At 65.6% G+C, this 12,017-nt stretch carries 9 protein-coding genes; 2 read left to right on the forward strand and 7 right to left on the reverse strand.

Annotation, left to right across the window (positions count from 1 at the left end; all coding sequences use genetic code 11):
• Positions 1-235: 235 nt before the first annotated feature.
• Genes ACWEPL_RS63435 through ACWEPL_RS63450 form a run of 4 tightly spaced genes read right to left on the reverse strand, consistent with a single transcriptional unit; the run spans position 236 to position 2,682 of the window.
• Entirely contained in the window at positions 236-400 is a 165-nt protein-coding gene (locus tag ACWEPL_RS63435) for a hypothetical protein (RefSeq protein WP_452442581.1), read from the reverse strand.
• Positions 401-432: 32 nt separating this feature from the next.
• Positions 433-1,038: a transporter substrate-binding domain-containing protein gene (locus ACWEPL_RS63440; RefSeq protein ID WP_452442583.1), complete on the reverse strand. Its 606-nt coding sequence runs from the start codon at positions 1,036-1,038 to the stop codon at positions 433-435.
• 19 nt (positions 1,039-1,057) lie between these two features.
• Entirely contained in the window at positions 1,058-1,819 is a 762-nt protein-coding gene (locus ACWEPL_RS63445) for an amino acid ABC transporter ATP-binding protein (protein ID WP_452442585.1), read from the reverse strand.
• Positions 1,816-2,682 (reverse strand): amino acid ABC transporter permease, encoded by an 867-nt coding sequence (locus ACWEPL_RS63450; RefSeq protein WP_452442587.1) that lies wholly within the window; start codon positions 2,680-2,682, stop codon positions 1,816-1,818. Before ACWEPL_RS63450 ends, ACWEPL_RS63445 begins: the two co-directional genes overlap by 4 nt.
• Before the next feature lie 519 nt (positions 2,683-3,201).
• On the opposite strand from ACWEPL_RS63450, the gene ACWEPL_RS63455 reads away from it, so the two are divergent.
• Positions 3,202-3,603 (forward strand): effector-associated constant component EACC1, encoded by a 402-nt coding sequence (locus ACWEPL_RS63455; protein ID WP_363971917.1) that lies wholly within the window; start codon positions 3,202-3,204, stop codon positions 3,601-3,603.
• Positions 3,596-8,089 (forward strand): caspase, EACC1-associated type, encoded by a 4,494-nt coding sequence (locus ACWEPL_RS63460; RefSeq protein WP_452442589.1) that lies wholly within the window; start codon positions 3,596-3,598, stop codon positions 8,087-8,089. Before ACWEPL_RS63455 ends, ACWEPL_RS63460 begins: the two co-directional genes overlap by 8 nt.
• 11 nt (positions 8,090-8,100) lie before the next feature.
• On the opposite strand, the gene ACWEPL_RS63465 is transcribed toward ACWEPL_RS63460, so the two are convergent.
• The 3 genes from ACWEPL_RS63465 to ACWEPL_RS63475 form a co-directional block, all read right to left on the reverse strand.
• Entirely contained in the window at positions 8,101-8,625 is a 525-nt protein-coding gene (locus ACWEPL_RS63465; RefSeq protein ID WP_452442591.1) for a hypothetical protein, read from the reverse strand.
• 92 nt (positions 8,626-8,717) lie between these two features.
• Positions 8,718-10,571: a DUF1996 domain-containing protein gene (locus ACWEPL_RS63470; protein ID WP_452442592.1), complete on the reverse strand. Its 1,854-nt coding sequence runs from the start codon at positions 10,569-10,571 to the stop codon at positions 8,718-8,720.
• Between the two features lie 513 nt (positions 10,572-11,084).
• Positions 11,085-11,891: an alpha/beta hydrolase family protein gene (locus tag ACWEPL_RS63475; protein WP_452442594.1), complete on the reverse strand. Its 807-nt coding sequence runs from the start codon at positions 11,889-11,891 to the stop codon at positions 11,085-11,087.
• Positions 11,892-12,017 lie beyond the last annotated feature (126 nt).

A 12,017-nucleotide genomic window follows, 5' to 3' on the forward strand; every position in this document is an offset into this window, starting at 1 on the left:
ACCGGGCGGCGCAGCCGGTAGGCGAGATAGATCAGCCCGTCCGCGGCCACCGCGCTGGGCGCGCCCGCCCAGTGCCCCTCCCCCGCGACCGGCGGCTCGACAGCGACCACGGCGCGATCGGGGTCGGGGAGCAGGGTGGCGTTCTCGTCGATCGACATGTCCGCGACACTAGGCGACGGCTCGGGGCTGGGCACGGACGATGACCTTCCTTTGAACGTTTCCTCTGTGGCCGCCCTCACGCCTCGGCGGCATCGGAGAACGCCGACCGGCGCCACCAGGGCCGCCGCGGCGCGGAGGGCTGCTCCTCCTGCTCGAGCTCGGCCTCGTCGTCCGGGAGGTCGTACCAGTGCATATCCCCCGGGAGGTCCGTGCGGACGGCCACGTCGCGGTCCTCGTTCATGCCCGTAATGTACGATCACACGTTGCGGATAGTCAACTTTCCCTACTCGCTTTACAGGAATCCATGCAGATCCTTGACGAAGGCGAGCGGGTCCTGCGCGGGGCGGTCGGCTTGGCGATCTGCTTGATCGGGCTGTTATCGGGGACCTGCCAGCCGAGCTGGTCGACCCGGTACGTCGCGAAGTCGTAGGTGTCCTTGCGCTCCTCGGTGACCGTGACGTTGTTGAAGACCACCTCGTCCTTGCCGGACTTGGCGGCGAGGAAGAGGTTCTCCCACGAGCTGATCCGCGGGGAGATCTCCAGGCCCAGCACGTCGGCCACGAGCTGGGCGAGGTCGGTCTCCACGCCGATCAGGGTGGTGTCGTCGTCGGCGCGGAACACCAGGGGCGCCGCGCCCTGGCCGCTGAAGCCCACCGCGAGCTTGCCGTCGGCGGCGATCTCCTTGGGCACCTGGGCCGCGATGGCGTCCACCTTGTCGGCCCGCACCCGGTTCTGGTCAGGGCTGAGGTTGATCTTCTTGCCCGCCACCACGGGAGCCGTGGCGGCCGACGGCGCGGTGACTGTGGGCTCGGCGCCGCAGGCCGCGGTCAGCAGGAGGAGCGCGGGCACGACGAGGGCCCGCGCGAGCGAAGCGCGCATGTCATGACGTCCTTCGGGATCAGAGAACCTTGCTGAGGAAGGTGCGGGTACGTTCGTGGGCCGGGGTGTCCAGGAGCTGTGCGGGCGGTCCGAGCTCGACGATGCGGCCGGCGTCCATGAAGGCCACGATGTCGGCCACCTCCCGGGCGAACCCGATCTCGTGAGTGACCACGATCATCGTGGTGCCGGCGCGGGCGAGGTCCTTGATGACGTCCAGCACCTCGCCCACCAGCTCGGGGTCCAGCGCCGAGGTCGGCTCGTCGAACAGCAGCAGCTTGGGCTCCAGAGCGAGCGCCCTGGCGATGGCGACCCGCTGCTGCTGCCCGCCCGACAGCGTGCGCGGGTAGGCGTCGGCCTTGTCCGCCAACCCCACCCGGGCCAGCAGCCGCTCGGCCAGCGGCGCCACCTCGGCCCGCGGCCGGCCCTGGGCCGACAGCGGCGCCTCCATGAGGTTCTGCCTGACGGTGAGGTGCGGGAACAGGTTGAACGACTGGAAGACGAACCCGATCTGGGTGCGCTGCCGCAGCACCTCGCGTTCCGGCAGCTCGTACAGGCGGTCGCCGGCCTGCCGGTAGCCGAGCAACTGGCCATCGACGCGGACCGAGCCGCGGTCCACCTTCTCCAGGTGGTTGATCGTCCGCAGGAGCGTGGACTTCCCCGACCCCGAGGGGCCCAGGATCACCAGCACCTGCCCCTGGCGGACGTCCAGGTCCACTCCGCGCAGCACGTGCAGGGCGCCGAAGCTCTTGTGCACGCCGCGTAACCTCACCATGGCGCTCATCCGCGCCCCCTGCCGTAGTGCCGCTCCACGTAGTACTGCACGATCGACAGGGCGGTGGTCAGGATGAGGTACCAGATGGCCGCGACCAGCAGCAGCGCCATGACCCTGCCGTTGCGGTTGTAGATCACCTGCACCTGGTAGAACAGCTCCGGCAGCGCCATGATGTAGACGACCGAGGTGCCCTTGACCAGGCCGATGATCTCGTTGCCCGCGGTGGGCACGATGGTCCGCATGGCCTGCGGCAGGATGATCCTGAAGAGCCGCCGCGCCGGCGGCAACCCCAGGGCGGCCGCTGCCTCCCGCTGCCCGTGGTCCACCGACAGCAGGCCGCCGCGGACGATCTCGGCGGCGTACGCGGCCTGGTGCAGCGCCAGCCCGAGCGCCGCCGCGGTCAGCGGCCCGATCAGGTCCATCGTGCCGAAGTCGACGAACGACGGCCCGAACGGCACGCCCACCGACAGCCTGGGGTAGAGCAGCGCGAGGTTGTACCAGAACAGCAGTTGCAGGATGAGCGGCACCGACCGGAACAGCCACACGTATGCCCAGGCCACCGACGACAGCAGCCGGTTGGGCGAGAGCCGCATGAGCGCCAGCAGCGTGCCCAGCACGAACCCGAGCACGATGCCCAGCGCGGTCAGCTCCAGCGTGAGCAGCACCGAGCGCACCACCGACGGCGCGAACAGGTACTGCCCGACGATGGGCCACTCCCACGCGGGGTTGGTGATCAGGGCGCTGGCGACCATGGCTAGCAGGACGAGTACGCCTGCCGCGGCCAGCCACCGCAGAGGGTGCCGGGCCGTGACCACCTCCAGGGGCCGCTCCGCGTCCTGGCGCGAGACTTCCTGCACCTCCGGCAGCGTCACGAGCCGCCTCCACTTCTGATCACGAAATCACTCCTCTGGAGAGGGGGGTCGATGGATGAGATCTCGTGATCAGCGACACTGCGCGCTGGCGACGTGGCCGTGGTCCACGTGCGGGCGCCGGGTCAGGTTCGCGGCCTGGCTCATGCCCACGAAGCTACGAGCCGGATCACCTAAAGTCAACATTTCCTACTGGATATACATAGTTATCCACCGCCCCACACTGCGGACGAGGCCGTGCTGGAAGCCCCCATCGTCGCGTCCACCCATCCCCCACCGGCGCGCTGAGGCCGGCGAGCCGCGACGCCACCCACGGATACGGTCGCAACAGCCAACCGGCTCGTCGAGATGCCCTGCGGCGTTGGCCGTTCGGACATCTTGACATTTCAGCCGTCTGATGTTTCTGCATAATACAAATGGACGTAAGTTACGCGCTTCGGACTCGAGTTATTTGATCTTATGATTTCCGTGTACTTTCGCTCTATCTTAGGTACGCGAACGTGACCCGCCAGGAGGGACGTCATGGACGTACGCGTATCGATCGAAGATGAAGAAGATTCACGCCACCTGGAGTCGTTGCGCCACTGGATCGGAGGCACGGCCGAACTGAAAGGCCGTGTCAATGACGTTACGGCCCCGCCGCCTCCCGGCACTTTGGGACCGTTTCTGGAAAGCATTGTCGTTGCTCTTGGTTCCGGTGCGGCGGGCACCGCATTCGCTTCTGCTCTGCTGTCCTGGGTACGGCAACAAAGCGGCGCGGTCAAGGTTCGAGTAGACCTGCCCGACGGGCATCAAATCCATGTCGACGCGACTCAGGTCAAAGCACTTTCACCCGCGGAATTGCGGGAGCAAGTGAAGTCGGTCCTGCGTGAACTCCGCGAAGCGGAGGAGAAACACGATCAGGGGCGGACGACGGATGAGTGACCTGTCGGGTGAGGGTGTACGTGTCCTGTTGATCGGCACCGCCGACCACAGCGACTCTCAGCTGCCGGCGGTGCCCGCCGTCGAACGGACCATCACCGCACTATGGGACCGCCTGGTGAACAGGTGTGGTGTGCCGGACGAGCATATTCGCCTGCTGCTGAACCCGCCCGATGCCTTGGCCATCGGATCCGCAGTGACCGAAGAGGCAAAAAAGGCCAAGACCATACTGCTGGTCTACTACATCGGCCACGGGCTCTGGAGCTCGGAAGGACAGCTCTATCTGGCAGCGTCTTCCACCAGCACGCTCACGCCTGGCCTCGCGGAACTCCAGGCCTACTCGACGTCGATGTTGCGGCAGGCCATCGCCGGCTCGCCGACCGCCTCGACCGTGGTCGTCCTGGACTGCTGCTTCTCCGGACGCACGGACCTGGGGTCCTGGGCACCGGAATCAGTTTTTCAGCCGTCCCCGACCCATGGGTTGTATCTCCTCGGTTCCGCCGAACAACTGGCGCTGGCACCGGAAGACCAGGAATACACCACATTCACCGGTGACCTGATCTCGCTGCTGGACAACGGCGATCCCCTCGCCGGCAATTTCCTGACCCTTGACGACGCCTACCATTTCATCCTCCGCAGAATGTGGGAGAGAAGCGGCCCGCTGCCTCACCGGCAGGAAGGAGGACGAAGCGGCCATATCATCCTGTCGTCAAATCGATCCGCGTCACCAGAGATCTCTCCCATGCAGAAGGAGGCCCAGTTACCGGGGCGCAGCCCTTATCTGAGCCTCCAGCCGTTCGGCGAGGAGGACGCGAAGATCTTCCACGGACGCGACGAGCTGACTTCCGCGATTCTCCAGAAGATCGCCGATCGGCTGAGCACTGCCGGGGTCATGCTGTTGGTCGGCGCGTCAGGCAGTGGAAAGAGTTCGCTGCTGCAGGCCGGCCTGCTCGCGAGAATGCGTCGTGGAGATCTCAACATATCCGGCACCAGCGGCTGGCCCTGCGTCAGCATGACCCCGGGATCGTCTCCCGTTCAAGCACTGGCCGCGCGACTGGCCCCTGATGACCCGGCAGCCTTCAATCGGGTGTTCTCCGACCCCGACCACTCCTGCCGCCTGGCCACAGACCTGCTCGCCGACCGCCCGGGCGTGCGCCTGATCCTCCTGGTCGACCAACTGGAAGAGATATTCACTCTGTGCGAGGACGAAGGGCTGCGTAGCAGGTTCATTCGCTGCCTGCACGCCATGACCCTTCCTGATCCCCGGACCGGTCGGCCTCCGGCAGTCGTCATCGGCGCACTCCGCGCGGATTTCTACAGCCAGGCGACCCGGCATCCGGAACTGTCCGCTGCCCTTCAGGACAGGCAATTCGTGATCGAGCCGATGAAGCCGCCAGAGCTACGTGCGGCCATCGAGCAACCTGCGACGATGCTGGGCCTGGAACTGGATGAAGGGCTGGCGGATCTGGTCCTGCACGAACTAGGCGCCTTTCGCCCACAAGGTCCTGAACCCGGATCTCTGCCGCTGCTCTCACACTCGCTCTGGGAGACGTGGAAACGCCGGGAGGGCAGACGGCTGACAGTGCGAGGCTACCGGGACGGCGGAGGCATAGAGCGGGCGATCGAGCGATCAGCTGATGAGACCTACCAGGCGCTCACCCCTTCGGCGCAGCTGGCCACGCAGAGCATCATGCTCAGGCTCATCAAAATCAGTGGCGATGTCTCGAACATCGACACCGAGCCGATCGTCACAGCGCGACCGGTGAACCAGGGCGACCTCCTACGAGGCCTGGATCCCGAGGCGGCGTTGCAGTCCGTGAAGGCGCTGGACGCGGCCCGATTGATCACTACCGATCGAGAGATCGTCCGTATCAGCCACGAGAGGCTGCTGCAGGCCTGGCCGCTCCTTCAGGACCTGGTGAAGGAGAATCGAGAATGGCTGATCCTGCGCGACGAGCTCGCCGCGGACGCGAAAGCGTGGATGGTCGAGCGTGATCCCTCTCTGCTCTACCGGGGCGGCCGGCTCGACGCGGTCAGGGAACGGGTGGCCAAGGCGATCGACCACCACCAGCTCGAATCGAACTCGGAGCAGTTCTTCGAGGCGTCCGTCGCCTACGAACGGCAACGCGGCAGAATCAGGCGCGGTGCGACAGCGGCGCTGGTCGTACTCACTCTCATCGCTTCGACGGGCGCGTTCGTGGCATGGTCGCAGAGCAGGGCGGCACAGCGCCAGGCACAGGTGGCGACCGCCCGAAGCATGGTCGCCGGTGCGGAGGCGGTCCGGGAGTCCGACCCACGCCTGGCGCTGCAACTGGGGGTCGCCGCGTACCGGCTGGACCCCAATCGAGCCACGAATGCAAGCCTGTTGCAGACTTTGACGACCTCGCGCTACGAAGGCACCATTCTCGACTTCAAGGGTCGTGTGGAATCTGTGGCGATGTCACCCAAGGGCGCCGTCATGGCCAGCGGTGACGACAATGCCACGCTCAAACTCTGGGATGTTTCCGAGCCACACCGTCCGCAATTGATCGGCCCGCCTCTCACCACGTTCAAGGACGTGGTATCCGCACTGGCCTGGCGGCCCGATGGCAAGATGCTGGTCGTCGGAGACCGGGATTCCGTGTCGTTCTGGGACATGTCAACCCGGGACAAGCCAAGGAAGCTGGGCCAGATCCCTGGGCTCGGCAGCAATGTGACCGACATCGTCTGGGCGGCCGACGGGCAGAAACTCGTGGTCGGCAATCCTGCCAATGCCGCACTCCTGCAGGTTCGGCCTGACGGGGATCTGAAGGTCGCCGCCAACTTCAGATCTCGAGCAGGGAGTCATGACAACCCGCCTCTGGCAATGTCGGCGGATGGCCGCCTGCTGGCGGTCGCGGACGGCAGCTCACAGAAAATGCAATTGTGGGACGTGGCCGACCCACAAGCCGCACATCGACTCGGGAAACCCATTCCGGCCCCGTCCTCACTTATCAGCGATCTAGCCTTCTCTCCCGATGGCGACCTCTTGGTGATGGCGACCGAGGACGTCGGCCTGACCATCTGGAATCTGACGGATCCAGCGTCACCGCGAAAGGTCAGCGACACGACGTCGGCCACCAACCAGACCGACAAGATCACATCCATGACCTTCACGCCGGACGGCACGCGCCTGATTTGCAGCAGCCAGGACGGCACGGTTCAAATATTGAAGTTTCCGGTCGGCGTCAAGCTTTCCGAGCAAAGATTCTTGGCCCCCGATCGAACCGACATTCCACTTACCGGCCACCGTGGGCCGGTTCTCGGAATATCGCTGTCCAAGGACAGATCGCTGCTGGCCACCGCCGGACAGGACGGTTCGGTGATGCTGTGGGACATGTCGGACGCCAGGATTCGCCCTCATCTCCTGGGTGTTCCCTTGCCCGGGCAGCAGAAATTGCCGGGAAGCGCTCTGGGACCGACCTCGGCGACGCTGTCCGCTGGAGGCGACATCCTGGCCGACGGCGCGGAGAACGGTCAGGCCATGCTGTGGGATGTCGGCGACCCGGGCAAGCCGGTGGCTTTGCCGACGATCAGGTTCTGGACGCCACCGGACAAGAACTCCGAAGGCGGTCCGTACGCTTCGGCCCTCTCGGCGGACGGACGCTTCCTTGCCACGCCGAGCGGCCCAGGCGACTTCGGTGTCAAGATTTGGAAAGCCTCCGGGCGGAGCGGCTTCGTACCACTGCCCACCGCGGTTTCCGGGCCCACGGGCACTGTCGTGTCCCTCGCCTGGAGCGCTGACGGGGCCATGCTTGCCAGCGCGGACGTGCGTGGCGCGGTGCGTCTCACCGACATGCGGCGGGTGGAGACTCCTGCCGAGTTGGTGACGATCCACCATGGAGGCGAACTCAGGGATGTCCTGCTGGCTTCGAGCAAGCGGATTCTGGTCAGTGTGGGCGTGGATGACAGTGCCAAGATCTGGGATATCTCCAATCCTCGTTCGCCGCGGCAGGTCGGGACCGTTCCCACCGGCCTCATCGGCTCCTTCCGTTCGTCGGTCGGCCTCTCGGCTGATGGGCGATTCTTTGTGGTCGGACACACCACCGCTTCGTTCAGTCTGTGGGATATCAGCACGCCGGAAGCGCCAAGGAAGATCGTCACCGGCCTGACCGGGAAGGTCGGACCCGTTTCCGCGGTGGCCTTTTCGAAGAACGCCGACCTGTTGGCCACGGGAAGTGTGGATGGCAGCATCATCCTGTGGGACATCTCCGATATCGGGCGTGTTCATCGGATAGGGCCGGCCATGGACACCAACGAGCTGCTGGTTGTTTCCCTGGTCTTCCTGCCCGGAGACGGGACTCTTGTCGCGCACACGAACTCCTCGTTCTCGTTGTGGGACGTCTCCATGGTCGGACGGGTGCGCGACAACGTTGCGCAGTTGGCGTGCGAGAGGTTGAACGGCGAAGGAATGACGCGCGCGCTCTGGTCTTCCTACGCTCCGGAACTGCCATATCCCAGCAGATGCTGAAGAGCGCGCTGTCATCTCGGGGACGGGGCAGTGCCGCCAGGGCCATGTTCCTCGACCTTGCCCCCGAGTTTCCTGCTCAGTTCCTGCATGAAGGACTTCGACTTGGCCGACAGCGCCCATCGATCGCCGACGAGGTAGAGGCCGCCGTACATTTCGGCGTAGTCAAGCCACTCACGCTGGCCTTCAACCGTGACGAAGTCAAGGAACACGTACGGAATCCCGTCGCTGGTGCATTCCCCTTGTCGGTAGTCCAGTGCCTTGAGGGTGATCTCGGCGGTGCAGCCGATGGCGGCCGCCAGTTGCTCCACGGTGTACGTGCGGGGTGCGTTCCCGCCGGAGGCGGCAGTGCTCCTGGCCGATTTCGGCCCATCGGCCGCCTCGGCCTGCACGCCGCATCCGGTGAGCGTGAGCGCCGAGGCGATGGCCAGCGACAGGACGATGCCGCCGTGATCTCGCCTCCTGATGGCGCCGGTCAGACGCACAACAGCCGCTGGCGCGGCGCCTTGAGCGCGCCGCGGGCAGGAGAAGCCAGCCATGATGTTGCCCTTTCTCGCACCTGATGTGGTCTTGCTCCTGGCGATGAGGACGGCGTGGCCGGTCGCCCGGCCACGCCTTGCCCAATTCAGGGTCAGCGGCAGCGTCTGCCGCTGTTGATGCAGTCGACGACCCGCCCCATCTGCTGCTCATTCATCAGGTTGATGAAGTCGCTGTGGTCGGTGACCGGCTTGTGCAGTTCCTCGGGAAAGGTGTCGACGGCGAAATTGGGGCCCTGCGGCACGTTGTAGACGAGCCGGTGTTCCAGGGCGGGAATGGGCTGGAAGCCCTGCGGGCAACTCCCGTCGGCCTGCGGGAAGGTGACATGGGTGCGGTGGTTGGCGCTGTCGACGTTCTGGCCGTCCCAGCAACTCTGGAAATCGAAGACCCGAACCAGCCTGCTACCTCGCGGGCAGAGCGGGTACTTGTCCGTCAATTGGCGGTTCTCGAAGCCGGTGCAGGTCCACCCGGCGTTGGCTTCGGCTCCACCGACCCGGGCGTTACCGGTGATGATGCGCAGGAACTGCGGAGCCGCCACCACCTTGCCGGTCGGGTTGCCCTTGAAGGTGATCTGCACCGAGACCGGGGTGAGGATTTTGCCGACGTTCAGGTCAAGCCCGCCGCCTCGCCGGTTGGCGTCGAATTCCTCCTGCCCCAGTGCCCTCAGCACGGGCCAGTAGTGCGTGGACTTGTCGCCGTTGCGGCAGGTGGTACTGGCCGCCAGCAGGCTCTCATTGGTGGACTGGTTGTTGGTGGACTCGTTTCCCACGTAGTCGTGCGTGTGCTGCGCGCCGTTGGACACGCCGGGGGCCACGATGACGTTGTCAGAGTTGAAGATGCGCTTCTCGTTGCGTCCGCAGTCCACGCTGAAGGTCCCATTGGAGCCGTCCTGCTGGGTGCGGGGCGTTCTCACATTCGGTTGTACAGAACGGATGTCAACGAAGTCCTCCGGAACGGGTCCCCTGGCCTGGCCTCCGCCGTTCCCATTGTTTCCGTTGTTTTCGCCGCCTCCGTTGTTCCCGTTGTTTCCGTTGTTTCCGGCGTTCCCGTTGCCCGGATTGCCGTTCCGAAGCTCACATGCCGCCAGGGTTCGGAGGCTGGCCGGCGCTTGGCCGCCGGCGCGCTGGAAGGCGATCTGGATCCGTTGAAGGGTCGCCGTCCGCTTGTCCCGCAACGGTCCGAGGATCGCATTCTGGACGAAGTTCGGGCCGCCCTGCCCCGCCGAGCTTGCCAGCCGCCGATTCGCCTCAGCGATCTGGCTCTCCAACTGCTGCAGATTCCGCTCAACCTCCGCCTGAGCGCGAGCGGGGACTTGGCCCAGCCTGTCCGCCACATCAGGACAGGAGATTTGACCAGCGGCACCACCATTGTTCTGGTCGCCGTTGTTCTGGTCGCCGTTGTTCTGGTCGCCGTTGTTCTGGTCGCCGTTGTTCTGGTCGCCGTTGTCCTGGTCGCCGTTGCCCTGGTCGCCGTTGCCCTGGCCACCGTCGCTCTGGTCACCGTTGTCCTGGCCACCATCGCTCTGATCGCCGTTGCCCTGATCGCCGTTGTTGTTTCCAGCCTCATCGTCCTGCACAGTGCAGCCGGACAAGCCCTGGAGGCCGGTCGGTGCTTGGGCGCCGGCGCGCTGGAAGGCGATCTGGATCCGTTGAAGGGCCGCCGTCCGCTTGTCACGCAACGGTCCGAGAATCGCATTCTGAACGAAATTCGGGCCGCCCTGCCCCGCCGAGCCTGCCAGCCGCCGATTCGCCTCAGCGATCTGACTCTCCAACTGCTGCAAATTCCGCTCAACCTCCGCCTGAGCGCGAGCGGGGACTTGGCCCAGCCTGTCCGCAACGGGAGGGCAGGAGATGGCCGGCGCGAAAGCCGTTCCGGATGCCCCGCTTGCCACCGCATTTGCAGCGCCGGCCGTGAGACCGCTGCTCATGACAGCCAGGGCCGTGAGCATACCCGCCGTCCTTCGGCGGACGCGGGAACCATGTCGATGTCTCATAAATCCCTCTCTCCGTCTGTGGATGCGGCCCGGCCTTGAGAGTCATCAGGCGGCATCCACAGAGGGGGTCGCGGCCGTCGTCAGAACGAGATACGCGCACCCGACGCTTCAAGTTCGACATCACGTAGAAGTTGGTCAGACGTGTATGGCCGCGCTTACGCGCCAGCCCGCATTGGGTGGCAGGGCGATCGGCTCGTGATCACGCCGCTGTCCGGGGCCGCCTGCGAAGTCGTTCGGACGCACTGATGATCGACGTCGAGGTGGGAACCGTTCGTGATCGCCGATCAAGCGGCGGGCGGTCTCCAGCAGCCGGGCTGCCGCTCATGTGCAGGGTCGCCTACGCCGGCACCGTCCGTACCGATGATCAGGAGAAGCGCCGCGCATCCGACCGCCGCTACCTGGGCGTGATGCTGCCGGGCGGACCTGCCGGCTTTCGCGAGCACGCGCATGCACTCGCCCCGGAGCGGGTCATGCGGAGGGTTCCAGATGCTCGCCGAGGAACTGCAGCGTCGACTCGTGCAGCCGGGTGCGGTGGGGAACGGTGCTCCATCCGTGGTCGGCTCCGGGGACGACTTCCAGTTCGGCGTTGCCGCCGTAGTGGTCGAGATAGCGGCGGGCGTAGGCGACAGGGGCGATGTCGTCCTTGTCACCATGGATGATGCGTACCGGCCCGGCATAACCGCAGGACCGGCCATAGACGTCGAGCCCGGCGATGTCCTCGACGAGGGCGGGGCTCATGCGGTGGCTGTCGGCGTCGAAATAGCCCTTCTCCCTGATCTCGGCGGCGATGTCGCGGCCTTTGAGGTAGCCCGAGCCCACTTCGAAGGGGGCGACGGCGGCCGGCGACCACAGGCACGCGGCCCGGATTCCGGGTTCCTCGGCGGCGACGATGCCCGCGACCACGCCGCCCATGCTCATCCCGACCAGGGCCACACGCTCGGGATCGGCGAAGTCGAACGTACGGACGGCCCGCACGACCGACCTGGTTTCGGCTATTTCGTTGGTGATGGTGACGTCGAAGAAATCTCCGTCGCTTTCCCCGTGCCCGGACAGGTCGAACCGGACCGACGCGATACCGACGCTCTCCAGCAGTCGCGCCATGAGGACGAAGGAACGGTTCTCCATACGGTTGTTGGAGAACCCGTGGACGAACACCACCGTGGGCCTGCGGGCGGTGGCCTGGCCCTCGGGTATGTGCACGCTGGAGCGCAGGGTCAGCCCTCGGTGCTGGAACTCGTGGTGGTGGATCATCAGGCGGCCTTTCCGGATACGCACTGCCCCCAGGTCATGTCATCCCTTGATGGCGCCGGCGGTCATGCCGGCGACGATCTTGCGGTTGAAGAAGATGAAGAGCAGCAGCGGTGGGATCGTGATCAGGACGATGTCCATGAACAGCAGGTT

It is taken from the genome of Nonomuraea sp. NPDC004186 (assembly GCF_053603495.1).

Excerpts from the sequence above, each read along its gene's own strand:
- ACWEPL_RS63445 (WP_452442585.1), bottom strand. The coding sequence starts at position 1,819 with ATGAGCGCCATGGTGAGGTTACGCGGCGTGCACAAGAGCTTCGGCGCC.
- ACWEPL_RS63440 (WP_452442583.1), bottom strand. The coding sequence starts at position 1,038 with ATGCGCGCTTCGCTCGCGCGGGCCCTCGTCGTGCCCGCGCTCCTCCTG.
- ACWEPL_RS63460 (WP_452442589.1), top strand. The coding sequence starts at position 3,596 with ATGAGTGACCTGTCGGGTGAGGGTGTACGTGTCCTGTTGATCGGCACC.
- ACWEPL_RS63470 (WP_452442592.1), bottom strand. The coding sequence starts at position 10,571 with ATGCTCACGGCCCTGGCTGTCATGAGCAGCGGTCTCACGGCCGGCGCT.
- ACWEPL_RS63435 (WP_452442581.1), bottom strand. The coding sequence starts at position 400 with ATGAACGAGGACCGCGACGTGGCCGTCCGCACGGACCTCCCGGGGGAT.
- ACWEPL_RS63455 (WP_363971917.1), top strand. The coding sequence starts at position 3,202 with ATGGACGTACGCGTATCGATCGAAGATGAAGAAGATTCACGCCACCTG.
- ACWEPL_RS63465 (WP_452442591.1), bottom strand. The coding sequence starts at position 8,625 with ATGGCTGGCTTCTCCTGCCCGCGGCGCGCTCAAGGCGCCGCGCCAGCG.